This window comes from Cupriavidus phytorum (genome assembly GCF_003254285.1).
Lineage (GTDB): Bacteria > Pseudomonadota > Gammaproteobacteria > Burkholderiales > Burkholderiaceae > Cupriavidus > Cupriavidus phytorum.
Genome location: NZ_QKZN01000005.1, coordinates 62,603 through 89,426, shown reverse-complemented (window position 1 = coordinate 89,426; position 26,824 = coordinate 62,603). Strand labels below are relative to the sequence as shown.

The 26,824-nt window shown below is 67.0% G+C and carries 27 protein-coding genes; 4 read left to right on the top strand and 23 right to left on the bottom strand.

What is annotated here, in order from left to right; genetic code table 11:
• Positions 1-159: 159 nt before the first annotated feature.
• Both C7416_RS14595 and C7416_RS14590 read left to right on the top strand, forming a co-directional pair.
• The gene (locus C7416_RS14595) at positions 160-1,422 is read left to right on the top strand and encodes an acyl-CoA dehydrogenase family protein (protein WP_111519589.1); all 1,263 of its coding nucleotides are present in this window, start codon (positions 160-162) and stop codon (positions 1,420-1,422) included.
• 165 nt (positions 1,423-1,587) lie between these two features.
• Positions 1,588-2,280 (top strand): glutathione binding-like protein, encoded by a 693-nt coding sequence (locus C7416_RS14590; RefSeq protein WP_111519588.1) that lies wholly within the window; start codon positions 1,588-1,590, stop codon positions 2,278-2,280.
• An 80-nt stretch (positions 2,281-2,360) separates the two neighbouring features.
• Here C7416_RS14590 and C7416_RS14585 read toward each other — a convergent pair whose 3' ends face one another.
• Positions 2,361-3,206, bottom strand: a complete 846-nt coding sequence (locus C7416_RS14585) for a hypothetical protein (protein WP_111519587.1) — start codon at positions 3,204-3,206, stop codon at positions 2,361-2,363.
• A 296-nt stretch (positions 3,207-3,502) separates the two neighbouring features.
• On the opposite strand from C7416_RS14585, the gene C7416_RS14580 reads away from it, so the two are divergent.
• Positions 3,503-3,922, top strand: a complete 420-nt coding sequence (locus C7416_RS14580) for a helix-turn-helix domain-containing protein (protein ID WP_240988151.1) — start codon at positions 3,503-3,505, stop codon at positions 3,920-3,922.
• On the opposite strand, the gene ureG is transcribed toward C7416_RS14580, so the two are convergent.
• The 14 genes from ureG to urtA form a co-directional block, all read right to left on the bottom strand.
• Positions 3,919-4,548: an urease accessory protein UreG gene (ureG, locus tag C7416_RS14575; protein ID WP_062797828.1), complete on the bottom strand. Its 630-nt coding sequence runs from the start codon at positions 4,546-4,548 to the stop codon at positions 3,919-3,921. The two genes, C7416_RS14580 and ureG, sit on opposite strands and share 4 nt — an antisense overlap.
• A gap of 14 nt (positions 4,549-4,562) precedes the next feature.
• Entirely contained in the window at positions 4,563-5,255 is a 693-nt protein-coding gene (locus C7416_RS14570) for an urease accessory protein UreF (RefSeq protein ID WP_111519585.1), read from the bottom strand.
• Complete coding sequence (locus C7416_RS14565; protein WP_111519584.1) at positions 5,255-5,647, bottom strand: endonuclease domain-containing protein; 393 nt, start codon at positions 5,645-5,647, stop codon at positions 5,255-5,257. Before C7416_RS14565 ends, C7416_RS14570 begins: the two co-directional genes overlap by 1 nt.
• Before the next feature lie 145 nt (positions 5,648-5,792).
• A complete protein-coding gene (gene ureE / locus C7416_RS14560; RefSeq protein WP_111519583.1) occupies positions 5,793-6,404 on the bottom strand; it encodes an urease accessory protein UreE in 612 nt (203 codons plus the stop codon).
• 16 nt (positions 6,405-6,420) lie between these two features.
• On the bottom strand, positions 6,421-8,136 hold the full coding sequence (gene ureC, locus C7416_RS14555; RefSeq protein ID WP_181461244.1) for an urease subunit alpha: 1,716 nt from the start codon (positions 8,134-8,136) through the stop codon (positions 6,421-6,423).
• Positions 8,136-8,441: an urease subunit beta gene (locus C7416_RS14550; RefSeq protein ID WP_111519581.1), complete on the bottom strand. Its 306-nt coding sequence runs from the start codon at positions 8,439-8,441 to the stop codon at positions 8,136-8,138. The genes ureC and C7416_RS14550 overlap by 1 nt, the downstream gene beginning before the upstream one ends.
• A gap of 11 nt (positions 8,442-8,452) precedes the next feature.
• Positions 8,453-9,064, bottom strand: a complete 612-nt coding sequence (locus C7416_RS14545) for a HupE/UreJ family protein (RefSeq protein WP_111519888.1) — start codon at positions 9,062-9,064, stop codon at positions 8,453-8,455.
• 46 nt (positions 9,065-9,110) lie between these two features.
• Positions 9,111-9,413: an urease subunit gamma gene (locus C7416_RS14540; protein WP_018005472.1), complete on the bottom strand. Its 303-nt coding sequence runs from the start codon at positions 9,411-9,413 to the stop codon at positions 9,111-9,113.
• Between the two features lie 38 nt (positions 9,414-9,451).
• Positions 9,452-10,321 carry an urease accessory protein UreD gene (locus tag C7416_RS14535; RefSeq protein ID WP_111519580.1) on the bottom strand — a complete coding sequence of 290 codons (870 nt, stop codon included), beginning with the start codon at positions 10,319-10,321 and terminating at the stop codon, positions 9,452-9,454.
• 27 nt (positions 10,322-10,348) lie between these two features.
• On the bottom strand, positions 10,349-11,041 hold the full coding sequence (gene urtE / locus C7416_RS14530) for an urea ABC transporter ATP-binding subunit UrtE (protein ID WP_111519579.1): 693 nt from the start codon (positions 11,039-11,041) through the stop codon (positions 10,349-10,351).
• 2 nt (positions 11,042-11,043) lie between these two features.
• Positions 11,044-11,892, bottom strand: coding sequence for an urea ABC transporter ATP-binding protein UrtD (gene urtD, locus C7416_RS14525; protein WP_111519578.1), 849 nt, complete (start codon positions 11,890-11,892; stop codon positions 11,044-11,046).
• Positions 11,889-13,088, bottom strand: a complete 1,200-nt coding sequence (urtC, locus tag C7416_RS14520; protein ID WP_111519577.1) for an urea ABC transporter permease subunit UrtC — start codon at positions 13,086-13,088, stop codon at positions 11,889-11,891. The genes urtD and urtC overlap by 4 nt, the downstream gene beginning before the upstream one ends.
• Positions 13,088-14,731, bottom strand: a complete 1,644-nt coding sequence (gene urtB, locus C7416_RS14515) for an urea ABC transporter permease subunit UrtB (RefSeq protein WP_111519576.1) — start codon at positions 14,729-14,731, stop codon at positions 13,088-13,090. The genes urtC and urtB overlap by 1 nt, the downstream gene beginning before the upstream one ends.
• A gap of 193 nt (positions 14,732-14,924) precedes the next feature.
• Positions 14,925-16,181: an urea ABC transporter substrate-binding protein gene (urtA, locus tag C7416_RS14510; protein ID WP_062797802.1), complete on the bottom strand. Its 1,257-nt coding sequence runs from the start codon at positions 16,179-16,181 to the stop codon at positions 14,925-14,927.
• Between the two features lie 453 nt (positions 16,182-16,634).
• On the opposite strand from urtA, the gene C7416_RS14505 reads away from it, so the two are divergent.
• On the top strand, positions 16,635-18,689 hold the full coding sequence (locus tag C7416_RS14505; protein WP_111519575.1) for a gamma-glutamyltransferase family protein: 2,055 nt from the start codon (positions 16,635-16,637) through the stop codon (positions 18,687-18,689).
• A 67-nt stretch (positions 18,690-18,756) separates the two neighbouring features.
• Here C7416_RS14505 and cyoD read toward each other — a convergent pair whose 3' ends face one another.
• The 8 genes from cyoD to C7416_RS14465 form a co-directional block, all read right to left on the bottom strand.
• Positions 18,757-19,125, bottom strand: coding sequence for a cytochrome o ubiquinol oxidase subunit IV (gene cyoD, locus C7416_RS14500; RefSeq protein WP_012352352.1), 369 nt, complete (start codon positions 19,123-19,125; stop codon positions 18,757-18,759).
• Positions 19,125-19,775: a cytochrome o ubiquinol oxidase subunit III gene (gene cyoC / locus C7416_RS14495; RefSeq protein ID WP_062797798.1), complete on the bottom strand. Its 651-nt coding sequence runs from the start codon at positions 19,773-19,775 to the stop codon at positions 19,125-19,127. The genes cyoD and cyoC overlap by 1 nt, the downstream gene beginning before the upstream one ends.
• A gap of 5 nt (positions 19,776-19,780) precedes the next feature.
• Positions 19,781-21,754 (bottom strand): cytochrome o ubiquinol oxidase subunit I, encoded by a 1,974-nt coding sequence (gene cyoB / locus C7416_RS14490; protein ID WP_062802089.1) that lies wholly within the window; start codon positions 21,752-21,754, stop codon positions 19,781-19,783.
• Between the two features lie 14 nt (positions 21,755-21,768).
• Entirely contained in the window at positions 21,769-22,731 is a 963-nt protein-coding gene (cyoA, locus tag C7416_RS14485) for a ubiquinol oxidase subunit II (protein WP_111519574.1), read from the bottom strand.
• Between the two features lie 605 nt (positions 22,732-23,336).
• On the bottom strand, positions 23,337-23,813 hold the full coding sequence (locus tag C7416_RS14480) for a MaoC family dehydratase (RefSeq protein ID WP_111519573.1): 477 nt from the start codon (positions 23,811-23,813) through the stop codon (positions 23,337-23,339).
• Between the two features lie 32 nt (positions 23,814-23,845).
• Positions 23,846-24,289: a MaoC family dehydratase gene (locus C7416_RS14475; protein WP_062797790.1), complete on the bottom strand. Its 444-nt coding sequence runs from the start codon at positions 24,287-24,289 to the stop codon at positions 23,846-23,848.
• Positions 24,290-24,445: 156 nt separating this feature from the next.
• Entirely contained in the window at positions 24,446-25,564 is a 1,119-nt protein-coding gene (locus C7416_RS14470; protein WP_111519572.1) for an acyl-CoA dehydrogenase family protein, read from the bottom strand.
• A gap of 13 nt (positions 25,565-25,577) precedes the next feature.
• Positions 25,578-26,780 (bottom strand): acyl-CoA dehydrogenase family protein, encoded by a 1,203-nt coding sequence (locus C7416_RS14465; RefSeq protein WP_092314032.1) that lies wholly within the window; start codon positions 26,778-26,780, stop codon positions 25,578-25,580.
• Positions 26,781-26,824 lie beyond the last annotated feature (44 nt).

Sequence of the window (26,824 nt, the reverse complement as noted above, 5' to 3'; positions counted from 1 at the left end):
AATTGATACTGGCAAATCCAGAAAATTCATTTTTCTAATTACACGCTTTCAGATAGAGTGCATTGCATCGGCAAGGGTAGTTACCCCGAGAGCCCGAAGACCCAGCCAACCGGCGCCGGCGGCCGCCCGCGCCCACCGATCCCGTAGCGAGGAGACCACATGGATTTCGAGTACAGCCCGAAGGTCAAGGAGATGCAGGCCAAGCTGCTGGCCTTCTTCGACCAGCACATCTATCCGAACGAAAAGCGCTTCGCCGAGGAGATCGACGCCAATCGCCGCGCCGGCAATGCCTGGATTCCGACCAGGGTGATCGAGGAACTGAAGCCGCTGGCGCGCGAAGCCGGCCTGTGGAACCTGTTCCTGCCGCGTTCGCCGCGCGCGCCGCAGGGCCTGTCGAACCTGGAATACGCCACCCTGTGCGAGATCATGGGACGGGTGCCCTGGTCGGCCGAGGTGTTCAACTGCGCGGCCCCCGACACCGGCAACATGGAGACGCTGGAGCGCTACGCGTCGGAAGAGCTGAAGGACCAGTGGCTGGAGCCGCTGCTGGCCGGCGAGATCCGCTCCGCCTTCCTGATGACCGAGCCGGCGGTGGCCTCGTCGGACGCGACCAATATCGAATGCCGCATTGAGCGCGATGGCGACCACTACGTGATCAACGGCACCAAGTGGTGGTCGTCGGGCGCCGGCGACCCGCGCTGCAAGGTCTATATCGTGATGGGCAAGACCGATCCCGAGGCCGGCCGCCATGAGCAGCAATCGATGGTGGTGGTGCCGGCCGATACCCCGGGCATCACCATCAAGCGCTTCCTGCCGGTGTTCGGCTACGACGACGCGCCGCACGGCCATATGGAGATCGAGCTGAAGAACGTGCGCGTGCCGGTCTCGAACATCCTGCTGGGCGAAGGCCGCGGCTTCGAGATCGCGCAGGGCCGCCTCGGCCCTGGCCGCATCCACCACTGCATGCGCAGCATCGGCGTGGCCGAGCGCGCGCTGGAACTGCTGTGCAAGCGCGCGCTGTCGCGGGTGGCATTCGGCAAGCCGGTGTCGGCCCAGGGCGTGACGCAGGAGCGCATCGCCGAGGCCCGTTGCGAGATCGAGATGGCGCGCCTGCTGACGCTGAAGGCCGCATACATGATGGACACGGTCGGCAACAAGGTGGCCAAGGCCGAGATCGCCATGATCAAGGTGGTGGCCCCCAACGTGGCGCTGAAGGTGATCGACTGGGCCATCCAGGTCCACGGCGCCGCCGGCGTTTCCAGCGACTTCCCGCTGGCCAACTGGTGGGCGCACCAGCGCACGCTGCGCCTGGCCGACGGTCCGGACGAGGTGCACCGCAACGCCATCGCCAAGCTGGAACTGGCCAAGCACATGAACGTCAACCCGGACACCATCAAGATGCCGGTGGCGCGCGGTTTCTGAGCGTCCCGGAGCACCCGGTAGCGCCAGCGGGGCCCGCCCCTGCCGGCATTGTGGAAAACGCGCAGCCGGCCTGCGCGTTTTTTTCTTCTGTGCTTAAATCGCGCGGTTCGCCACGTCGGTGGTCGATGTGGCCGTTCCCATGAATGCAGCCAGGAGATCCCTGCAATGATCGACGTCTACACCTGGGCCACGCCCAATGGCCACAAGGTCCACATCATGCTGGAGGAGTGCGGACTGGAATACCAGGTCCACCCGATCAATATCGGCGCCGGCGACCAGTTCGGCGACGACTTCCTGAAGATCAGCCCCAACAACAAGATTCCCGCCATCGTCGACCCGGACGGACCCGATGGCAAGCCGATCTCGCTGTTCGAATCGGGCGCGATCCTGCTTTACCTGGCCGGCAAGACCGGCAGGTTCCTGCCCGAGGACGTGCGCGGCAAGTACGAGACGCTGCAGTGGCTGATGTTCCAGATGGGCGGCGTGGGTCCGATGCTGGGCCAGGCGCACCACTTCCGCATCTATGCGCCCGAGCAGATCGAGTACGCGGTCAACCGCTACACCAACGAGGCGAAGCGCCTGTACGGCGTGATCGACACGCAGCTGTCGAAGCACGAATGGCTGGCCGGCGAGCAGTACACCATCGCCGATATCGCCACCTTCCCGTGGCTGCGCAGCTGGCAGAACCAGGGCGTGGACCTGGACGACTACCCGCACCTGAAGCGCTGGTTCAACCAGATCGCCGAGCGTCCCGCGGTCAAGCGCGGCGTCGAGGTGCTGGCCAGCGCGCGCAAGGCGCTGCAGGACGACAAGGCGCGCGAAGTGCTGTTCGGCGCCACGCAGTACAAGCGCCACTGAAGACCGCGCCGCGGCCGGCGGCAGCGCGGCTTGCGCAGGGCGCCGGTCCGCGGCCACGCCCGCCAAAGCCACGCCCGCCGTCAGGCCAGCGCCAGCGCCGCGCGCGCCACGGCGTGGCCGTCCGCGCGCCGGCCGCCGCGGGCGTCCGCGCCATCGTGCGGCGCATCGCCCGCGCCGAAGCAGCACAGCAGGCCGGTGCCCGGCACCAGCACGTCGAGCCGGCATGACTCGTGCGCGTCCGGCGCGTAGAGCGCGCCGGGCTGCAGGAAGGCCATGTCGCCGCCGCTGCGCACCAGCGCGCCATGCCAGTGCAGGGCCAGCGCGCCCCGGTAACACAGCGCCCAGCGCAGGCCGCGCGCCTGCAGGTGCCGGCCCCAGTCATCCACCGCGCCATCCAGCTGGACAAACTCCGGGCGCATGCCCTGCTGCGCCTGCCATTGATCCGCTTCCGACACGTCCGCCAGCGCATGCGGCGCGGCCAGGCCATCGGCATCGGCCCCGGCATTGACGGGGGCAATGGCACCCAGCGCGCACTGCCACGCGCCCGCGGGCATCGCCACGGCACGCGAGGACCCGGCCGGGCCTTGCGGCACCGCGCGCACCAGGATGGTGTCGGCGACCGCCTGCACCCGCATCGGCACGCCGGGCGCGGGCGCGAACAATTCGCCGCCGCCGACCAGCAAGCTGCCGCGGCCGGGCGAAGACAGGCGCAGGCCACCGCGCAGGCAACCCCACCATTCATGGCAATCCGCTGAAAATTCGGGCTGGCGCTCGCCGGCGCAGAGGAAGACGTAGTCGCAGGTACAGCCGAGACCGGCAGCGGCGGCAAGCAGGCGTGGCTGGAATCCGGGAAGGAAATCCGACGGCGCGTGGCGGTCGGCATCGATGGCGCGCATGCGCGCCTCGAACAGCGTGAAGATCTGCATGGCAATCCCCCTGCAGGGCGACAGGCGTGCTGCGCCTGTCCGCGCAGCCGGCGCACGCGTGGCAGCGTGACGCGCGGTCTTGCGCAATAACCCGTCTGGCGCGGCGCTGCGATGCAGGCCACCCGGTTGATGCCATCGTGCCGCGCCAATGCCTGGCGCGCCCCTCAATTTGCGGATCGGACACCGATAGTGAGGATGAGGATAAGTTGTCGTGGCCTCAAGGTCAAACCCTTAGCCTCAGACCACTCCGAACTTTTGTTGACCCCATGACCTCTCGAAATCTCAGACTTTTCGGATTGCATCTCGCCTGGCTACGCAAGCAACGAGGCTGGTCCCAGGAGACGCTTTCGCTCGAAAGCGGACTGTCGCGCTCGTACCTGAGCGGCATTGAAAGCGGCAAGCGCAACCTGGCGCTGGCCAACATCTGCAGGCTGGCCGAGACCCTCGCCGTGCCCACCGCCGAGATGCTCGACTTCAGCCGCCACGACGCCAGCCAGCTGCAGGTCGAGCAATCGCGCGCGCCGTTCGGCAACCGCCAGCGCGCGGCAATCGAGGCCACCATGCACCACATGGCCGAGCTGACCGAGCCCGAGCTGAACCTGGTCGCCGCGGTGGCGCGGGCGCTGGCGGGCAAGGGCAGCTTCCGCCCGGCGCTCGGCCACGGCGGCTCCGGCACCAGGCCGGCACCCGATGCCGACGCGCCCCCGGAAGGCTAGAGCCCCAGCATGCCCTGCCGTTCGATGAAGCCGATCACCTGGTCCAGCCCCTGTCCGGACTTGACGCTGCCCATCACGAACGGCCGGCTGCCACGCATCTTGCGCGCATCGCTTTCCATCACCGGCAGCGATGCGCCCACATACGGCGCCAGGTCGGTCTTGTTGATCACCAGCAGGTCGGACTTGGTGATGCCCGGCCCGCCCTTCCTCGGAATCTTCTCGCCCCCGGCGACGTCGATCACGTAGATCGTAAGATCAGAAAGTTCTGGGCTGAAGGTCGCGGCCAGGTTGTCGCCGCCGGACTCTATGAAGACCACGTCGGCATCCGGGAAGCGCGCCAGCATGCGATCGACCGCTTCCAGATTGATCGATGCGTCCTCGCGGATCGCGGTGTGCGGGCAGCCGCCGGTTTCCACGCCCAGGATGCGCTCGGCCGGCAGCGCGCCGGAGATCGTCAGCAGGCGCTGGTCTTCCTTGGTGTAAATGTCGTTGGTGATCGCGACCAGGTCATAACGGTCGCGCATCGCCTTGCACAGCATTTCCAGCAAGGTGGTCTTGCCGGAGCCGACGGGGCCGCCGACGCCGACGCGCAGCGGAGGGTTCTTCTTGGTACGGGCGTGAGTCATGGTGCGGTATCGGTTCAGGATCGGAACAGCCGGGAGTACTGCGTTTCGTGGCGTGCGCACAGCAGTCCCAGCATCGGGGAAAACGTCGACAGTTGCGGCGGCGTGGCTTCGGCGCGGCGGCCGGCTTCATCAACGGTATCGAGCACGGCGCCATGCAGTCGGCGCAGCATGTGCTGCCCCGCCACCTGCCCCAGCGGCACCGCCTTGATCGCCGCGGCCACCTGGTTCTCGGCCCAGTTGAAGCAGTAGGCCGCCAGGCCGTCGCGCGCACCGATCTGCAGCGCCACGCAGGCGGCGGTGAACGCGGTCGGCAGGCATACCGGCGACAGCGCGGCCAGCGCGTCGCGCAACGCCGGCGTGCCCCACTCCATCTGCGCGATCAGGCGGGCCAGCGACCAGCCCATCTGCTCGGTCTCCAGCCGCAGCTCGGAGGTCTCTCGGGTGGCGTGGAACCAGTCGTTCCAGGCCCGCACCTGCGCGGCGTCGCCCGCCTGCCAGTGGCGATGCTGCAGCAGCCACAACGGCGCCTCGCATTGCGCCTGGACATGCCGCAGGTTGTCGCGGATCCAGCGCTCGGCGGTCGGGGCGTCATGCACGACGCCGCATTCGATGGCAGCTTCGAGGCCTTGCGAATAGCTGAAGCCGCCGATGGGCAGCGATGGCGAGGCGAGGTGGAGCAGTGAGATGAGCTGGTGGAGATGGGTCATCACACGACGCTTTGCTTTGCGATGGTTCGCTCCCCTCGCCCGCTTGCGGGAGAGGGGTCGGGGGAGAGGGCCGGAGCATCCACGAGCCCCGACTCCAACAACACCTCGCGTATTGTTTCTAGTACTGCCACCGTATTTCCCAATACATCATGGTTCCAAAACCGCAACACACCATATCCCTCGCGATGGAACCAGGCATCTCTTGTCGCATCAGCCTCAGAGCCATGCTGGCCGCCATCCACTTCGATGACCAGTTTGAACGCGATGCAGACGAAATCCGCGACATAAGGCCCGCACTGCTGTTGACGCTTGAATTTCAACCCCAGAAATCGGTGGGCACGGAAGTGGTACCAAAGACGTTGCTCCGCCTTGGTCTGGTTGGAGCGGAGCATGCGGACGAATGTCGGTGCTGGCAGGCGCTGGCCCTCTCCCCCATCCCCTCTCCCGCAAGCGGGAGAGGGGAGCGCGGTGTCGGTATTGGTAACGTTCTCAGCCAGATTCACAATCGCGCCCTGATGTCTTAAGCATTAGCCGGAATCAATGCTTACGCACGCAGTCTGCATCGTCAACATGATCCATATCGCCATGATCATGCCCATGCCCATGCCCATGCCCATGCCCATGCCCATGCCCATGATGCTCATGAAACACCGCCTGCGCCGCCGCATAATCCTCCGCGAAGGTCGCGTCGTGCCCGTGCTTGTGCCCGCCGCCATAGGCGCCCGCCTCCGGCTCGAACGGCAGTTCGGCGCGGTTCGCCTGCACGCCCAGCCGCCGCAGCATGTCGGCCAGCACCGCGTCATATTCGAGCCGCAGGTAGTCGCGCCCGATCTCCACCGGCGTGTGGCGGTTGCCGAGGTGGTAGGCCGCGCGCATCAGCGCGTGCGGGTCTTGTGCGCGCCCTTCCAGCACGGACTCGGCGGCGGCCTGGACCTCGATGAAACTGCCGTCCTCCGCCACCAGCAGGTCGCCGCCGCGCAGCACGGTGCCGCGCGGCAGGAACAGCGCGGCGTCGGTGCCGTTGTCGAGCACGGCGCGCAGGCGGCTCTTGCTGCGGTCGGCGAACGGCAGCACCAGCTTGGGGGCGCGGCGCACCAGCACGCTGGCGATGCCGTGCGGCGCGGTCAGGTGTTTATCGATCTTCAGCATGGCGATTCCGCACCCATCAAAACAGGAAATAGCGCTGCGCCATCGGCAGCTCGGTGGCGGGCTCGCAGGTCAGCAGCTTGCCGTCGGCAACCACCTGGTAGGTCTCGGGATCGACCGTGACGTGCGGTTGCCAGTCGTTGTGGATCATGTCGCGCTTGCTGACGGTGCGGGTGCCGCGGACCGCGGCCAGGGTCTTGGCCAGTCCGTAGCGTTCACCGATGCCAGCCGCCAGCGCCGCCTGCGAGACGAAGGTCAGCGAGGAACGATGCAGCGCGCCGCCGGCCGCGGCAAACATGGGACGGTAGTGCACCGGCTGCGGCGTCGGGATCGAGGCATTGGGATCGCCCATCGCGGCCGCGGCGATCATGCCGCCCTTCAGGATCAGGCTGGGCTTGACGCCGAAGAACGCGGGCCGCCACAGCACCAGGTCGGCCCACTTGCCGACCTCGACCGAACCTACCTCATGCGCGATGCCATGGGTCAGCGCCGGGTTGATGGTGTACTTGGCAACATAGCGCCGGACGCGGAAGTTGTCGTGCCCACCACGCGCATCGTGCGGATCGCCGGGCAGCTTGCCGCGCTGAGCCGCCATCTTGTGCGCGGTCTGCCAGGTTCGGATGATCACTTCGCCGACGCGCCCCATCGCCTGCGAATCGCTCGAGATCATCGAGAACGCGCCGAGGTCGTGCAGGATGTCCTCGGCGGCGATGGTCTCGCGGCGGATGCGGCTTTCGGCGAAAGCAATGTCCTCGGCGATCGACGGGTCCAGGTGGTGGCACACCATCAGCATGTCGAGATGCTCGTCCAGCGTGTTGATGGTGTACGGGCGCGTCGGGTTGGTCGACGAGGGCAGCACGTTGGCCTCGCCGCACACCTTGATGATGTCCGGCGCATGGCCGCCGCCCGCGCCCTCGGTGTGGTAGGTATGGATGGTGCGGCCCTTGAACGCGGTGATGGTGGCCTCGACGAAGCCGGCCTCGTTGAGCGTATCGGTGTGGATCGCCACCTGGGTGTCGGTCTCGTCCGCCACCGACAGGCAGGTGTCGATCGCCGCCGGCGTGGTGCCCCAGTCCTCATGCAGCTTCAGGCCGATGGCGCCGGCTTGCACCTGCTCCAGGATCGGCCCCGGCTGGCTGGCGTTGCCCTTGCCCAGCAGGCCGATATTCATCGGATAGGCGTCGGCCGCCTGCAGCATGCGCTCCATGTACCACGGCCCCGGCGTCACGGTGGTGGCGAAGGTGCCGGTGGCGGGCCCGGTGCCGCCGCCGATCATGGTGGTGACGCCGCTCATCAGCGCCTCGTCGATCTGCTGCGGGCAGATGAAGTGGATATGGCTGTCGATGCCGCCGGCGGTGACGATCATGCCCTCGGCCGCGATCACTTCGGTGCCGGGGCCGACCACGATGGTGACGCCGGGCTGGATGTCGGGATTGCCGGCCTTGCCGATCGCCGCGATGCGCCCGTGCTTGAGCCCGATATCGGCCTTGACGATGCCCCAGTGGTCGACGATCAGCGCATTGGTGATCACGGTGTCGACGCAGTCCTGGGCCATGCGCTGGCTCTGCCCCATGCCGTCGCGGATCACCTTGCCGCCGCCGAACTTGACTTCCTCGCCGTAGATAGTGAAGTCCTTCTCGACTTCGATGATCAGCCCGGTGTCGGCCAGCCTCAGGCGGTCGCCGGTGGTGGGGCCGAACATTTCGGCATAGGCCTGCCTGGAGATCGATGCCATCACAGCGCTCCCATGATCTTGCCGTTGAAGCCGTAGACGATGCGGTCGCCCGCCAGCGCCACCAGTTCCACGGTGCGGGTCTGCCCGGGCTCGAACCGCACCGCGGTGCCCGCGGCGATGTTCAGGCGAAAGCCGCGCGCGGCCTCGCGCTCGAACGACAGCGCCGCGTTGGTTTCGTAGAAGTGGAAGTGCGAGCCGACCTGGATCGGCCGGTCGCCGGTATTGGCCACGGTCACGCTGACGGTGGCGCGGCCGACATTGAGTGCTATCTCGCCGTCGGCGGGCATCAGTTCACCGGGGATCATGGCGGTTCTCCTCAGGCCACCAGCAGGCCGGCGCCGTACAGCGCCACGCCCGCGCCGGCCGCGCGCGCCAGCCAGCCGGCGCGGCGGCGCAGCAGCGTGCCGGCGCCGATGCCCAGCAGGTGCAGCGCCATGGTGGCCGCGGCGAACCCGCCGACATAGGCCAGCACCGCCGGCAGCGCGCCCGCGCTGGCGGGCAGTTCCGCGCCATGCGCATAGCCGTGGAACACGGCAAAGCCGCCCACCAGCAGCGTGCCGGCCCACGCCGGCAGCCTGGCGCGCAGCGCCAGCAGCAGCCCGAGCACCAGCAGCGAAGCCGCGATCATCGGCTCCACCGCCGGCAGCGCCATGCCGGCGAGGCCGAGCGCGGCGCCCACCAGCATCAAGCCCACGAAGGCCAGCGGCAGGCGCAACGTATCGGCGGCGGAACGCGCCACCAGTGCGCTCCATACCCCCACCGCGGCCATCGCCAGCAGGTGGTCGGCGCCGGTGAACGGATGCGCCAGGCCGGCCCACAGGCTGGCGCCGACGGTGGCGGCATCGTGGCCGGGATGCGCCAGCGCGGCGCCGGCGGCAACGGTCAGGGAAGCGCCCAGGGCAAGGCGCAGGCAAGCGGTACGGGTCATCGCGGTCATTGGCGTGGCGGGTTGTTGGTTCGGTGATCGATGCGTTTCAGACAATGGGATGGTGGACGGTGACCAGCTTGGTGCCGTCCGGGAAGGTAGCCTCGACCTGGATCTCAGGGATCATCTCCGCGATGCCGTCCATCACATCGTCGCGCGTCAGTACCGTGGTGCCTTCGTGCATCAACTCCGCCACGGTGCGGCCGTCGCGGGCGCCTTCCATGATGGCGGCGGTGATCAGCGCCACCGCTTCCGGGTAGTTCAGCTTCAGCCCGCGGGCCTTGCGCCGCTCGGCCAGCAGCGCGGCGGTGAAGATCAGCAGCTTGTCTTTCTCTCGCGGCGTCAGTTCCATCTCTCTTCCTGTTTGATGTTCGGTTGCGTAGTGACGGGTTACGTCGCCCACAGCCGCAGCGGTTGCGCCGCGACGCCATGGAGCGGCATGCGCAGCGCCTGCCAGGTGTCGGTCATGACCTGGCGCACCGCTTCCATGTGCCGGCCCAGCACGCGCAGCAGCAGCATCGACTGACCGTTGGCGGCGAGGCAGGTCACGCCGGCGCGCAACGCCGGCGTATAGGGCAGCCGCTCGGCCAGCGCTTCGGCAAGGTCTTGCGTGGCGCCTGCACCGACGGCCCACAGCGTGCCAAGCACGTTCAGCCCGTCCAGCCCGGGCACGGCATGGCGCAGCGGCGATGCCGCCTCGATCTGCGCTTGCTCGATCCACAGCGCGCGCTCGCCGGCGCCGATGCGCGTATCCAGCCACAGCGCGCCGCGCGCCCACTGCTCGCCCGATGCTTGCCTGCCGAGCACCACGGCATCCCAGCCGATCGCGCTGCCGCCCGGCGCGACCTCGAGCTCGGTGGCAATCCGCGCGCGCGCGTCGTCGAAGACGATGTTCTCCTGCGGCAACCAGTCCAGCCGCGCGCCCTCTCCCACCGCCAGCCGCACCCGCTGGGCCGCGTCGCGGCCGAGCGACTTGTACCACTTGGTGGCGCCCGGCGTGGCCAGCACCGCATGCGCGCCGGCCTCCACCGTCACGTCGATCTCGAGGCTGTCGCCACCGGCGACGCCGGCCGGCGGATGCAGGATCACCGCGTGGCAGATGCCCCCTTCCGGGTACAGCGCCTTCTGCACCAGCAGCGGGCCCCGGTGGCGCCGCCCGGTCAGCACGGTGCGCTCGCCGCGCCGCGCAAAGCGCAGCTCCAGCGTGGCCTGCCAGGCCGCCGGCATGGCGAGGGACGAAGGGAAATCGGGATGGCGCATTGCGGGGGAATCGAACTTGCGTGCGGGCTATACGGCGATCAGCTCGCGCACGCCGTCCCGCTCCATGCCGGCGCCGGCGCCGCGCGCCACCACTTCGCCGCGGCTCATCACCACATAGTGGTCGGCAATATGCCGCGCGAATTCGTAGTACTGCTCGACCAGCAGCACCGTCATGCCAAATTCGTCGACCAGCAGCCGCAACGCGCGGCCGATGTCCTGGATGATCGAGGGCTGGATGCCTTCGGTGGGTTCGTCCAGGATCAGCAGGCCCGGCTCGCTCATCAGCGCGCGCCCGATCGCCAGTTGCTGCTGCTGGCCGCCGGACAGGTCGCCGCCGCGGCGCAGCCGCATGGTGCGCAGCACCGGGAACAACTGGTAGATGCGTTCCGGCACGCCCGCGGGCCGCGCGCGGCTGGCGGCGCCGATCAGCAGGTTCTCCTCGACCGTCAGCCGGGGGAAAATCTCGCGCCCCTGCGGCACATAGGCCAGGCCGGCCGCGACGCGTTCGTACGGCGCCTTCTTTTCCAGCGGCTTGCCGTCCCAGTGGATGCTGCCGCTGCGCGTCGGCACCACGCCCATCAGGCATTTCAGCAGCGTGCTCTTGCCGACGCCGTTGCGGCCGAGCAGCGTGGTCAGCTTGCCGGCCGGCACCTCGAAGCTGACGTTGCGCAGGATATGGCTGCCGCCATAGTACTGGTTCAGTGCATTGACCTGCAGCATGCCTATCTCCCCAGGTAGGATTCGATCACGCGTTCGTCGCGCTTGACGCTGTCGAGCGTGCCTTCGGCCAGCACGCTGCCCTCGGCCAGCACCGTGACCTTGCCGGCCGCGCCCGCCAGCGCGGCGACGAACTCCATGTCGTGCTCCACCACCATCATCGAGCAGCTGCCGCGCAGGCCGTTGAGCAGGCTGGCGAGCTGCATGGTCTCTTCATCGGTCATGCCGGCCACGGGCTCGTCGAGCAGCAGCAACTGTGGCTGCTGCATCAGCAGCATGCCGATCTCCAGCCGCTGCTTCTGCCCGTGCGACAGCAGCCCGGCGGGCCGGTAGGCCTCGGCCTCGAGGCCGGTCAGCGCCAGCGTCTGCTCGATGCGGCGATGCCCGGCCGCGGTCAGCCGCGCGCGCAACGACGACCACCAGCGCTTGTCGGCCTGCATCGCCAGCTCCAGGTTTTCCCACACCGCGTGCTGCTCGAACACGGTGGGCTTCTGGAACTTGCGGCCGATGCCGACCTGCGCGATGCGCGGCTCGGTCATCCGCATCAGGTCGATGGTCTGGCCCAGGAACACGCGCCCGCTGACATTGGCGTTGCGCGGCCCGGTCTTGCCGGTGATGACATCCATCATGGTGGTCTTGCCGGCGCCGTTGGGGCCTATCACGCAGCGCAGCTCGCCGTGGTCGATCGACAGGTTCAGCTGGTTCAGCGCGCGGAAGCCGTCGAACCGCACGGTGACGTCCTCGAGGTAAAGGATCGGGCCGTGCGACACGTCGATGGTGCCCGGCTCGACGATGCGGCCCAGGCCGGTGGCGTCGCCGCTTTCGGCCTGGCCGTGTTCGAGTGCGGCGTTCATGCTTCGCCTCCGCTGCGGCCGGCAACCGCCGGCGTGGCCACCGGCTCCTGCGTGGCGGGGTTCGCGCGGCGCTCGCGCCAGCGCTGCCACAGGCCGGTCACGCCGTCGGGCAGGTACAGCGTCACCAGCACGAACATCGCGCCCAGCAGGAACAGCCAGTATTCGGCGAAGTGCGCGGTGAACAGCGTCTTGGCGCCATTGACCAGGAACGCGCCGATCACCGGCCCGACCAGCGTGCCGCGCCCGCCCACGGCCACCCACACCGCCATCTCGATCGAATTGCCGGGCGACATCTCGCCCGGGTTGATGATGCCGACCTGCGGCACGTAGAGCGCGCCGGCGATGCCGCACAGCACCGCCGAGAAGGTCCACACGAACAGCTTGTAGCCGAGCGGGTTGTAGCCCGAGAACATCACGCGCATCTCGGCATCGCGCACCGCCGTGACCACCCGGCCAAGCTTCGAGGTGACGATGTAGCGGCAGGCGATGAAGCCCGCCAGCAGTGCCAGGAAGGTCAGCACGAACAGCGCCGTGCGCGTCTGCGGCGCGGCGATGGCAAAGCCGGCGATGCGCTTGAAGTCGGTAAAGCCGTTGTTGCCGCCGAAGCCGGTCTCGTTGCGGAAGAACAGCAGCATCGCCGCATAGGTCATCGCCTGCGTGATGATCGACAGGTACACGCCCTTGATGCGCGAGCGGAAGGCAAAGAAGCCGAACAACCACGCCAGCACGCCCGGCACCAGCACCACCAGCAGCAGCGCATAGCCGAGATGATCGGTGCCGTGCCAGAACCACGGCAGCTCCTTCCAGTCGAGGAACACCATGAAGTCCGGCAGGTCGCTCTGGTATACGCCTTCGCGCCCGATCGAACGCATCAGGTACATGCCCATGGCATAGCCGCCCAGCGCGAAGAACAGCCCATGGCCGAGGCTGAGGATGCCACAGTAGCCCCACACCAGGTCGAGCGCGATCGCCGCCAGCGCGAAGCACATGATCTTGCCGACCAGCGTCAGCGCATACGCCGACAGGTGCAGTGGATGGCCTTCCGGCAGCAGCAGCGCGCACACCGGCACGCCGATGCCGACGCTTGCCGTCAGCGCCAGCAGCGCGATCCAGCCGCGCGGCGAGAACAGCGACTGGCGTTCGGGCACGGCCAGCCGGAACGGTGCCGCGGAAGAGTTCGGTTGGAATCGCTGCATCATGCCTCCGCGCTGCGCCCCTTGAGCGCGAACAGTCCCTGCGGCCGCTTCTGGATAAACAGCACGATCAGCACCAGGACCAGGATCTTGGCCAGCACCGCGCCATAGAAGGGTTCGATGAACTTGTTGAGGATGCCCAGCCCGAAGGCACCGACGATGGTGCCGGCCAGCTGCCCCACCCCGCCCAGCACCACCACCATGAACGAATCGATGATGTAGGCCTGGCCCAGGTCGGGACCGACATTGCCGATCTGCGACAGCGCGCAGCCGCCGAGCCCGGCGATGCCGGCGCCGAAGGCAAAGGCATAGCTGTCGACCTGCCAGGTGCGCACGCCCACGCACGCGGCCATGGTGCGGTTCTGCGTGGTGGCGCGCACGAACAGGCCCAGCCGGGTGCGGTTGAGCACCGCCCATGCGATGGCCACCACCGCCAGCGCGAACAGCACGATGACGATGCGGTTGTAGGGAATTACCAGCCCCGGCATCCACTCGATGCCGCCGCTCATCCATCCGGGGTTGGACACTTCGACGTTCTGCGCACCGAACAGCGTGCGCACCGCCTGCATCAGCAGCAGGCTCACGCCGAAGGTGGCCAGCAGCGTTTCCAGCGGACGCCCGTACAGGTGGCGCAGCACCAGCCGCTCCAGCACGAAGCCCACCATCGCGGCAGCCAGGAACGAAGCTGGCAGCGCCGCGGGCAGATACCAGTCGAGCGCGCCCGGCGCATAGGCGCGGAACAGCGACTGCACCACGTAGGTGGCATAGGCGCCGATCATCAGGAATTCGCCGTGCGCCATGTTGATCACGCCGATCAGGCCATAGGTGATGGCGAGTCCTAGCGCGGCCAGCAGCAGCACGCTGCCCAGGCTCAGCCCGGCGAACAGGTTGCCGATCACTTCGGCGCGGCGCTGGTCGCGCTGCAGCGTGTCCAGCGCCCGCTGCGCGGCCAGCCGCACGCTGCCGTCGGGCTCGCGGTAGCGGCCGGCGCTGTCGCGCTCCACCAGCGGCGCCAGTTTCTGGCGGCTCTGGGGGTTGCTGTCGCGGCCCAGGATGCGGATGGCTTCGAGGCGCGCCTCGCGGGTGGTGGCATCGGGCGCATCGGCCAGCACCAGGTTGGCCCAGATCACGTCCAGGCTGGCGCGCAGGCCGGCATCGGCCTCGGCCTTGCGCGCGGCTTCCACCGCCGCCAGCGACGCGCTTTCCGGCTGCTCGCGCAGCGTGGCCACCGCCTGCGCGCGCACCCCGATGTCGGGCGACTGCAGCAGCAGGCTGCTGGCGGCGCTGTCGATCAGCGCGCGCAGGCTGTTGTTCAGGGTCAGCGACTCGAGTTCGTCGGCCTTGACCGAAACCGGCTTGCCGGTGATCGCATCGACCAGCTTGTCGCCGTCCTGGCGCACCATGCCGACCGACGGCGCGTATTGCAGGGTGTCGTCCTGCAGCGCCTGCAGGATCGGGCCGGCTGCGGCGGGCGCTGCCTTGGCCAGGGCTGACAGCGCGGCGGTCTTGGCGTCGAAGTCGTCTTCGGCCAGCGGCTTGAGGTCGGCCTGCGTCAGTGCCGTGGCCCAGGGCGCCGAGGCCAGCAGCAGCGCTGCCAGCAGGGCGCGCAGCCAGGGCACGACTCGAACGGATAAGGGATTGCGCATAGGGCTGGCGATTGCGAGAGTGTTGGCAAACTGAGTGCACACTCCCCTCTCCCGCGCGCGGGAGAGGGGTCGGGGGATAGGGCCGGCATCTATGACGAAGTGAGCGCCGTCACAATTGCCAGCGCCGGCCCTCTCCCCCAGCCCCTCTCCCGCAAGCGGGAGAGGGGAGCCAAACAGAGGGAAGTCGACCGCCTTACATCGCCTTGTCCGGCTTCCCTTCATTGCCCGCGATGAAGGGGCTCCACGGCTGCGCGCGCACCGCCTTCGGCGTCTTCCACACCACCGCGAACTGGCCGTCGGCCTTGACCTCGCCGATCATCACCGGCTTGTACAGGTGGTGGTTCTCGCCCATGGTCAGGGTGAAGCCGTCCGGCGCCTTGAAGGTCTGGCCGTACATGGCCGCGCGCACCTTGGCGGTATCGGTGCTGCCGGCCTTCTTCACCGCCTGCGCCCACATGTGGATGCCGACGTAGGTGGCTTCCATCGGGTCGTTGGTCACGCGCTTGTCGCCGCCGGGCAGGTTGTTGGCCTTGACCCACGCCGCCCACTGCTTGCGGAAGGCGTCGTTCTCGGGGTTCTTGACCGACATGAAATAGTTCCACGCGGCCAGGTGGCCCACCAGCGGCTTGGTGTCGATGCCGCGCAGCTCTTCTTCGCCGACAGAGAACGCCACCACCGGCACGTCCTTGGCCTTGAGCCCGGCGTTGCCCAGCTCCTTGTAGAACGGCACGTTGGAATCGCCGTTGATGGTGGAGATCACCGCGGTCTTGCCGCCCTGCGAGAACTTCTTGATATTGGCGACGATGGTCTGGTAGTCGCTGTGGCCGAACGGCGTATAGACCTCTTCGATGTCCTTGTCGGCCACGCCCTTGCTCTTCAGGAAGGCGCGCAGGATCTTGTTGGTGGTGCGCGGGTAGACGTAGTCGGTGCCGAGCAGGAAGAACCGTTTGGCGCCGCCGCCCTCCTTGCTCATCAGGTATTCGACCGCGGGGATGGCCTGCTGGTTGGGCGCCGCGCCGGTGTAGAAGACGTTCTTCGACATCTCCTCGCCTTCATACTGCACCGGGTAGAACAGCAGCGAGTTGAGTTCTTCGTAGACCGGCAGCACCGACTTGCGCGACACCGAGGTCCAGCAGCCGAAGGTCACCGCCACCTTGTCCTTGCTGACCAGCTGGCGCGCCTTCTCGGCGAACAGCGGCCAGTTCGACGCCGGATCCACCACCACCGGCTCCAGCTTGCGCCCGAGCACGCCGCCGCTCTTGTTGATCTCGTCGATGGTCATCAGGGCCACGTCCTTCAGCGACGTTTCCGAGATCGCCATGGTGCCGGACAGCGAATGCAGGATGCCGACCTTGATCGGCTCCTTGGACTGCGCCAGCGCCAGCGGGCTGGTACCGATCATCGCCGCGGCGGCTATCGCCGACAGCTTCAGCATGTCACGTCGTTGCATTTGCAGCTCCCGTTTATGGTGTTGGTCAGGGACTACGCTCCCCGGGGTGATGCATCTGCAACTAGCGTGCCACGGCGATATCGCGCGCGCGGCGCGGCTACAGGCGGTGCGCGGGGCCGGACGCCGCCTGCCGCGCGCGTGCGCACCATCGCCGTGCAGCGAATCAGCGCACTGCGACAGTGCGTGCCGGCCGGCGCGTCCGATCCCGGTGCATGGCGCACGTTGCCGGAACCGGCTTGCGCCAACGTGGCGCCATTGGCAAGCGCCGGCGTGCCAGCGTGCCGGCCAGCGCCGATTAAGCAGGCGCTTAAACCCGGATTCGAATGCATGTAAATCCGTACATTCAATGATTAAGGCCGGCGCGCCGCGGCACTACGGTGAAAGATGGCCGCGGTCCCGCCTGTCGACCCGGCCATGGCATTTCCCGGACCCACACAAAAGGAAGGAGAAACCATGCCGTACGCTGCCGACCCCCACGCATCCCCCGCCGAGCCGCAGCCGCAGCCGCGTGCCACCCCGTACTGGCGCCCGCGCCGCGGCAAGCTGGCGCTGGCGGCACTGGCGCTGACCCTGGGCGCCTGCGGCGGCGGCGACGATCCCCCGCCTCCGCCCCCGCCACCGCCGGTCACGCCGACCGCGGGCTGCGAGCTCGACGGCAGTACCGGCGGCCAGGCCGTGGTGCTGCCGGGCGACCCCAACGCGCCGGAGCAGGCGACCGGCTACGCGCCCAAGGTCACGGTCTACAGCAAGACCTATATGGCGGTGACCAACAACCCGGTCTCGACCAAGGCGGCATGCGACGTGCTGAAGGCCGGCGGCACCGCGATCGACGCCGCGGTGGCGGCGCAGATGGTGCTGAACCTGGTCGAGCCGCAATCGTCCGGCATCGGCGGCGGCGCCTTTATCCTGCATTTCGATGCGGCGACGCGGCAGCTGACCGCCTACGACGGCCGCGAGACCGCGCCGGCCGCGGCCGACGAGAACTACCTGCGCTGGAAGTCAGCGACCGACCCGACCCCGCCCCTGCCCAATGCCCAGCGCAGCGGCCGCTCGATCGGCACCCCGGGCACGCTGCGCGTGCTCGAGCTGGCCCACCGCGATTACGGCAAGACCGCCTGGAAGGAGCTGTTCGCGCCGGCGATCAAGCTGGCCACCGACGGCTTCGCGATCCCGCCGCGCATGGCTGCGGCGATTTCCGACAGCGCCACCGTCGCCAATATCAAGCGCGATCCGGAGATGGCTGCCTACTTCCTCAATCCCGACGGCACCCCGCGCGCGGTCAACACCGTGCTGCGCAATCCCGCGCTGGCGGCGGTCTTCAGCGCCGTCGCCGCGGACGGCGCCGACGCCTTCTACAAGAACGGGCCGATCGCGCAGGCCATCGTCGCCAAGATCCAGACCACCTACGACGGCAATACCACGCCGGGCGTGACCACGCTCGACGACCTCGCCAACTACCAGGCCAAGAAGCGCACGCCGGTGTGCACCACCTACCGGCAGTACGAGGTGTGCGGCATGCCGCCGCCGTCGTCGGGCGGGATCGCGGTGGCGCAGATCCTGGGCATCGTCGAGAACTTCGACATGGCCGCGCACAAGCCCACGCTGGTCGACCAGAACGGCGGCCGGCCGAGCGTGCTGGGCGCCCACCTGATGGGCGAAGCCGGACACCTGGCCTATGCCGACCGCAACAAATACGTGGCCGACACAGACTTCATCCCGTTGCCCGGCGGCACATGGGACACCATGCTGAACAAGCCCTACCTGAGCCAGCGCGCCAGCCTGATCAGCACCACCGGCTCGATGGTCACGCCGGTGGCGGCGGGCAACCTCGGCGACGTGCCGCTGGCGCCTTCGATGGTGCAGGAACGCGGCACCACGCACCTGTCGCTGCATGACAAGTACGGCAACGTGGTGGCGATGACCACCACCATCGAGGCCGGCCTGGGCTCGTACCACATGACCAACGGCTTCCTGCTCAACAACGAGCTGACCGACTTCAATGCCGATCCCGCGCCGGGCGGCGTGCCGGTGGCCAACCGGCTGCAGCCGGGCAAGCGCCCGCGCAGCTCGATGGCGCCGACGGTGGTGTTCCGGCGCAACAGCGACGGCTCGCGCGGCGACTTCTACATGACCACCGGCTCGCCGGGCGGCGCCACCATCATCCAGTTCGTCGCCAAGACGCTGGTGGCATCGCTGGACTGGGGCCTGGATGCTCAGCAGGCGGTATCGATGATCGACTTCGGTGGCTCCAACGGCGCCGGCTCGGCCATGATCGTCGGCGGCGAGCATCCCAACGTCGACACCAGCACGCCGGCCGGCGGCCTGCCGGGCGACAACGACCCGCTGGTCAGGGGCCTGCGCAACCTCGGCCACACCGTCAACACCGCGGCGCAGTCGAGCGGGCTGAGCGCCATCATCCGCACCACCATCGGCGGCTCGGCGGTGCTGGTGGGCGGCGCCGACCCGCGGCGCGAAGGCGTGGTGCTGGGGGACACGTTCAAGCCCTGACGACGCCGTTGCGGCAATGAAAAAGGGGCCCTGCGGCCCCTTTTTTCCGATGCCAGGACGCCGGTCCTTACATCACCATCATGTTGGCGTTCAGGTTGTGCATGATCCACAGCGAACCCGCCACCACGATCACCAGGATCAGCGCCGTGAACAGCAGCGCGATCACGTTGCTGCGCTGTTCGGACGACGAGTCCAGGTGCAGGAAGTACTTCAGGTGCACGATCATCTGGACCACGGCCATGCCGAGGATGGTCCACAGGATGGTGCCCTTGTCCATGGTGCCGTCCATCACGATCTTGAACGGGATCACGGTCAGGATCACGGCCAGGATGAAGCCGATCGCGTAGCCCTTGAAGCTGGCGTGGCCGCCAGCGTGGCTGTCATGCGCGTGCGAGTCGTGGGCGCCGTGCGCCGCCGGTGCGTTGTGTTGTGCCATCACAGATGTCCCATCAGGTAGACCACGGTAAACACGCCGATCCAGACCACGTCCAGGAAGTGCCAGAACAGCGACAGGCACATCAGGCGCTTGGTGAGCGTCGGGGTGATGCCCTTCTTGCCGAGCTGCCACATCAGCACGATCATCCACAGCATGCCGCTGGCGACGTGCAGGCCGTGGGTGCCGACCAGCGTGAAGAACGACGACAGGAACGCGCTGCGGCCCGGGCCGGCGCCTTCGGCGATCAGGTGGTGGAACTCGTTGATTTCCATCGCCATGAACGCCAGGCCCAGCAGGAAGGTGATGCCGAGCCAGGTTTGCACGTGCTTGAGGCTGCGGTTCTGCAGCGAGATCATCGCCATGCCGTACGTGATCGAGGAGAACAGCAGGATGAAGGTCTCCACCAGCACGTAGTTGAGCTCGAACAGCTCCTTCGCCGACGGGCCGCCTGCCACTTCGCCGCGCAGCACGGCGAAGGCCGCGAACAGTCCGGCGAAGATGATGCAGTCGCTCATCAGGTAGATCCAGAAGCCATACACCGTATTGGCACTGGTATCGTGGTGCGCGTGGTCATGGCCGTGGCCGTGCGCACCGGCGTGAGCCGGGGCGCCTGCCTGCGCGGGGATGCGGTCTAGGACTTGAGTCGACATGGTTCTCAGGCTTGCGAAGCAATGCGCTGCAGATGGCGCGTTTCGATCTGCTCGACCTCGGTGGCCGGCACGTAGTAGTCGATGTGGTCGTCGTTGCTGCGGTGGATGAACGCCCAGATCATGCCCACCAGGCCAACGATGGCCAGCCACCAGATATGCCAGGTCAGGGCAAAGCCGAACACCAGGCTGAAGGCGCCGATGATGAAGCCCGCGCCCGTGTTCTTGGGCATGTGGATCTTCTCGTAGCCTTCGGTCGGCAGGGTCTCGCCACGCGCCTTCATGTCGGCGAACGCGTCCAGGTCACGCACCACCGGGGTGTGCGCAAAGTTGTAGAACGGCGGCGGCGACGAAGTGGCCCACTCCAGCGTGCGGCCGCCCCACGGGTCGCCGGTCACGTCGGCCAGCTTCTTGCGGTCGCGGATCGATACCACGATCTGCAGCACCTGGAAGAAGATGCCCAGCGCGACGAACACCACGCCCACCACGGCCAGGTACAGCCACGGCGTCCAGGCCGGGTTGTCGGTGTGGTTCAGGCGGCGCGTCATGCCCATCAGGCCCAGCACGTACAGCGGCATGAAGGCGAAGTAGAAGCCCACCAGCCAGCACCAGAACGAAGCCTTGCCCAGGCGCTCGTTCAGCTTGAAGCCGAACGCCTTCGGCCACCAGTAGGTGATGCCGGCCAGGTAGCCGAACAGCACGCCGCCGATGATCACGTTGTGGAAGTGGGCGATCAGGAACAGGCTGTTGTGCAGCACGAAGTCGGCCGCCGGCACCGCCATCAGCACGCCGGTCATGCCGCCGATCACGAAGGTGATCATAAAGCCCAGGGTCCACAGCACCGGCGAGGTCATCTGCACGCGGCCGCGGTACATGGTGAACAGCCAGTTGAAGATCTTCACCCCGGTCGGGATGGAGATGATCATGGTGGTGATGCCGAAGAACGCGTTGACGTTGGCGCCCGAGCCCATCGTGAAGAAGTGGTGCAGCCACACGATGAACGACAGCACCATGATCGCGGCGGTCGCGTACACCATGCCCTTGTAGCCGAACAGCTTCTTGCCCGAGAACGTGGCGATGACTTCAGAGAAGATGCCGAACGCCGGCAGGATCAGGATGTACACCTCGGGGTGGCCCCAGATCCAGATCAGGTTCACGTACATCATGGCGTTGCCGCCACCGTCGTTCGTGAAGAAGTGCATGCCGAGGTAGCGGTCCAGGCCCAGCAGCGCCAGGGTCACGGTCAGCACCGGGAACGCGGCGACGATCAGCACGTTGGTGCACAGCGCGGTCCAGGTGAACACCGGCATGCGCATCAGCGTCATGCCAGGCGCGCGCATGCGCAGGATCGTCACCAGGAAGTTCACGCCGGTCAGCAAGGTGCCCAGGCCTGAGATCTGCAAGCTCCAGAGGTAATAGTCCACCCCTACGCCCGGGCTGTAGTCGATTCCCGACAGCGGCGGGTAGGCCAGCCAGCCGGTCTTGGCGAACTCACCGACGCCCAGCGAGATGTTGACCAGCATGGCGCCCGCGACGAACAGCCAGAACGACAGCGTGTTCAGGAACGGGAAGGCCACGTCGCGCGCGCCGATCTGCAGCGGCACGACCAGGTTCATCAGGCCGGTCATCAGCGGCATGGCCACGAAGAAGATCATGATCACGCCGTGGGCGGTGAAGATCTGGTCGTAGTGCTCGGGCGGCAGCACGCCGGTCGCGCCATTGGTGGCCAGCGCCAGCTGGGTGCGCATCATGACCGCGTCGGCAAAGCCGCGCAGCAGCATGATCAGCGCCACCAGGCAGTACATCACGCCGATCTTCTTGTGATCGACCGAGGTGAACCACTCGTTCCAGAGATAGCCCCACTTCTTGAAATAGGTGATCGCGCCCAGCAGCGCGGCACCGCCCACGGCGACGCCGGCCAGCACGACCATGATGATCGGCTCATGAAACGGAATCGCCGACAAACTCAACTTGCCAAACATCATTGCTCCCAGGATTACGCGCCTGCCGGCAGCGCGGCCGGCGTGGTCAAGGACAGCTGCTCTTCACCGAGGGTGTTGCGCGACGTGCAGATCGGGCCGCCCTTGAACCCGTCGGCGGCCAGTGCGGCGCCGCCGTGGCCCATGTACTTGTGCAGGATGTGGCGGAACAGCTGGTCTTCCACCTTGCCGTAGTACGCGACCGGCTCCTTCTCGCTGGGTTGCGCCAGCGTCTGGTAGCCTTCGACGCCCAGTTCGGTCGACGAGGCGCGAACCTTGGCCACCCACTGGTCGAACTCGTAGTTCGACATGGCGATGGCCTTGAACTTCATGCCCGAGAAGCCGCCGCCGCTGTAGTTGGCGGACACGCCGTCATAGCTGCCGGCTTCGTTGGCGATCAGGTGGAGCTTGGTTTCCATCCCGGCCATGGCGTACACCTGGCTGCCCAGTTGCGGGATGAAGAACGAATTCATGATCGAATCCGAGGTGATCTTGAAGTTCACCGGGGTATCGACCGGGAAGGCGATCTGGTTGACGGTGGCGATCTTCAGTTCCGGATAGATGAACAGCCACTTCCAGTTCAGCGCCACCACTTCGACCGTGACCGGCTTCTTGCTCGATTCCAGCGGCTTGTACGGGTCCAGGTCGTGAGAGGACTTCCAGGTGATGATGCCCAGCGCGATGATGATCAGGCACGGGATCAGCCACACCACCACTTCGATCGCGGTCGAGTGCGACCAGTCGGGTTCGTAGCGTGCCGAGGTATTGCTGGCGCGGTACTTCCAGGCGAACACCAGCGTCAGCACGATCACCGGCACCACCACCAGCAGCATCAGCCAGGTGGCGATCAGGATGATGCCTTTGATGTCGACGCCGACCTGCCCTTTCGGGTCGAGCAGCGTCATGTTGCAGCCGGCGAGCAGGAGCAGGCCAAGGCAAGGCAGGAACCGCGTCCACCGCGGCAGTATGGGTTTCTTCATGTCACGACTGGTTTGGTTACACCGCGCTTTGGGCAAAAGCGTGGCTAAACCGCCTGATGCTCGCGCAAGAGGCGTGGGGCTATGGGAAAACCGGAAGGACGTGTCCTTAGCTGGCGTTGCGGTCGGGCGGCGGATCTAACGCCGGAGGACCATGCGGCCTTGCAACGCCATGAACACGGAAGGACAACTGACTGCGCGCGCTGCAGGCCCTGTGGGACCTTGCCGGCGCTGCGGCACCTGATGGCCGAAACCGCGAACGGTCCCGGCTGAATACTGCGGCCGGGTAGCGTTGGAATACGAGGCTTTTGCGCCTCCCGACAGACCTGCCGTCATGACAGGCGCGGTTTTCGGCCGGGGAGCGCAACACGTAAAACATCGTGGGCGCGACTGTACCGCAACGCAACATTAGGGGTAAACCCAACGCTACGGAACACACTGTTCATTTAAACGGACAATCAATGCATTGGTGCACCGCGCTGTCCTTGATCCACGTCAACATCACAAAAACACGCTTAAATATGCAGAAAGCCGCGCTTTGCGCGGCTCTCCGGGGTGCGACACTGCGCTGTGGCATATTGTCGCAGTGCCGCATGCGGCGCCGCAGCTCAGCCGTAACGGCGCGTGATCGACTCAGCGATGCACACTGGCCGCTCGCTGCCCTCGCGCTCCACCGTGACCTCCCAGGTGGACTGCGCGCCGACCAGTTCGGGCGAATTCGGCAGCGGATCCAGGCGCTCGACCTTGAGCAGCTTGATGCGCGCGCGCAGCTTGCTGCCGACCGGCACCGGTGCGGTAAAGCGCACCCGGTTCAGTCCGTAGTTGACGCCGATCTTGGACGGCATGCTGAGCGCGTTGTGCATGAACTTGGGCAGCAGCGACAGCGTCAGGAAGCCGTGCGCGATCGGGCCGCCATAAGGCGATTCTTTTTTCGCGCGCTCCACGTCGATGTGGATCCACTGGTGGTCGCCGGTGGCCTCGGCAAACTGGTTGACCTGCTGCTGGGTCACCTCGATCCAGTCGCTGACCGCGACTTCCTGGCCCTGCAGCCCTTCCAGTTCTTCCAGCGTTGCGATGGTACGCATGTCGATCGTCTCCTCGTGACGGTTAAGTGTTGTTACGCCGGCCGGCGGCCGTACATGCCCATGCCCTTGACGGTGCACACCAGCTCGCCGCGCTGGTTGGTCGCCTCCCACTGGGTATGGACCACGCCGCGGTCCGGCTTGGACTGCGACGGCCGGCTGTCGAGCACGTTCAGCACGACGGTGAGCGTGTCGCCGGCATAGACCGGCTTGAGCCAGCGGATCTCGTCGACGCCGGGCGAACCCATGCTGGCCGACTTGCCGGTGGTGCTCAGCACCAGCAGCCGCATCATGATCGAGCACGTCATCCAGCCGCTCGAGATCAGGCCGCCGTAGATGCTGTTGCTGGCGGCTTCCTTGTCGATATGGAATGGCTGCGGATCGTACTGGCGGGCGAAGCTCAGGATCTCTTCCTCGGTGACGAGGTAGGAGCCCAGCTCGCGGCGGCTGCCGACTTCAAAATCCTCGAAATACAGCATGGGGCGTCTCCGTTGTGGATGCGGTTGACTGGTTCGCACGATGATCGCATGGCAGGCGGGCGCGCGCGTCCGTATTTGCCGAACCCGCCCCTAACAGCGCGCAAAGAAAAAAACCGCGCCTGGACTGCAGCGCGGTTTTGACTGGGACTAGCCGGATCAGGCAGCTTCCTGGAATCCGGGCTGGGCGGCGAACCGGCCCAGGTGATGGTCCACGTCGCCGAAGGTGGTGTTGATCATGGTCAGCCGCTTGAACATATGCGCGGCCGGCAGTTCGTTGGTCACGCCCATGCCGCCGTGGATCTGCACCGCCTCCTGGCCCACCGTGCGCGCGGCCTGGCCCACGCGCGCCTTGGCGGCGGAGACGTAGCGGCGCCGCTCTTCCGGCGTGGCCTCCTCGAAACGAGCCGCGGCCAGCAGCGTGATCGAGCGCGACTGCTCGGCGTGGATGAACATCTCCACCATGCGATGCTGCAGCGCCTGGAAGCGCGCGATCGGCACGCCGAACTGCTGGCGCGTCTTGGCGTATTCCAGCGTCGCGGCATTGAGCGTGTCCATCACGCCCACGGCCTCGGCGCACAGCAGCACCGCGGCGTAGTCGGCCACCTGCTCGGCCAGCGCGAAACCCTTGCCGGCTTCCCCCAGCAGTTGCGCGGGCGCGTCCTGGAAGGTGATATCGGCGGCGCGCAGGTTGTCGATGGTGCGGTAGTCCTTGATGCTGACGCCATTGCCCTTCGCATCGACCAGGAACAGCGAGATGCCATCCCGGTCGGCATCGGCGCCGCTGCTGCGCGCCGACACGATCAGCTGGTCGGCCTGGCCGCCATGCACCACCACGGTCTTGCGGCCGTTGAGCTTGCCGTCGCGCGCGGCAACGCGCACGTTGTTCAGCTCATAGCGCGCCTGCGGCTCGTTGAACGCCACCGCCAGCTTCAGCTCGCCGCCGGCCACCTGCTCCAGCAGCGCATCCTGCCCGCCGGCCAGGCCGAGCGCGTAGGCGCCCACCACGGTGGCCAGGTAGGGCTCGACGATCAGGCCGCGACCCAGTTCCTGCTGCACCACCATCATGTCGAGGGCCTTGCCGGCAAAGCCGCCCTGCGCTTCCGGCACCGGCAGCGCGGTCAGGCCGAGCTCGGCGAGCGCGCCCCATGCGGTCTCGCCGTAGCCGGCGGCGCTTTCGTAGCGCTTCTTGCGGTCCTCGAAACCGTAGTCCTTGTCGATGAAACGGCGGACGGCGTCGGCCAGCTGCTTCTGTTCGTCGCTGAGATTGAAGTTCATGATGCGTGTCTCCTCACAGCCCCAGAATCATCTGGCTGATGATGTTCTTCTGAATTTCGTTGGACCCACCGTAGATGGAGGTCTTGCGATAGTTGAAGTAGTACGCGGCCAGCGGCGCGGCGTCGTCGTAGCCGGTCACGGCGTGCTCGGTCTCGCACTCCAGGTAGGCGGTGTCGAACGGCTGCGCGTACGGGCCGACGGCCTCGACCATCAGCTCGGTCAGCAGTTGCTGGATCTCGGTGCCCTTGATCTTCAGCATCGAGGCCTCGGGGCCGGGGCCCTTGCCCGCCGCTTCGCTCGACACCACGCGCAGCACGGTGATTTCCAGCGCCATCAGCTCGATTTCCAGCGCGGCCACCTTGGCGCCGAACACCGGATCTTCCAGCAGCGGCTTGCCGTTCTTCTGCTGCTGGCGCGCCACGCGCTTGAGGAAGCCGAGCTCGCGCTTGGAATTGCCGACGCGGGCAATGCCGGTACGCTCATGGCCGAGCAGGTACTTGGCGTAGGTCCAGCCCTTGTTCTCTTCGCCGACGCGGTTCTCGACCGGCACCTTGACGTTGTCGAAGAAGACTTCGTTCACCTCGTGCTCTTCGTCGAGCATGATGATCGGGCGCACGGTGATGCCCGGGGTCTTCATGTCGATCAGCAGGAACGAGATGCCCTCCTGCTTCTTGGCTTCGGGGTCGGTGCGCACCAGGCAGAAGATCATGTCGGCGTGCTGGCCGAGCGTGGTCCAGGTCTTCTGGCCGTTGACGATGTAGTGCTTGCCGTCGGACGTCAGTTCCGCGCGGGTCTTCAGCGAAGCCAGGTCCGAACCCGAGCCCGGCTCCGAATAGCCCTGGCACCACCAGTCGGTGCAGTCGAGGATGCGCGGCAGGTAGTACGACTTCTGCTGCTCGTTGCCGTACTTCATGATCACCGGCGCGACCATGGCCACGCCGAACGGCAGCACGCCGGGCGCGCCGACGCGGGCATTCTCTTCGTCCCAGATATGGCGCTGGGTGGCGTTCCAGCCGGTGCCGCCGTACTGCACCGGCCAGTGCGGCGCCGACCAGCCCTTGCCGGCGAGCAGCTTGTGCCAGCGCACCAGGTCGTCGCGGTTCGGACGGCGGTGGTTGAGAATCTTGCTGCGGATGTCCGCCGGCAAGTTGGCTTCGAGCCAGCTACGCACTTCCTCGCGGAAGGCATCGTCGGACGCCGAGTAGTTGAGATCCATGCCCGTCTCCAGTGGTGCCGGCATGGCGCGGGCCGCCGGCGGTT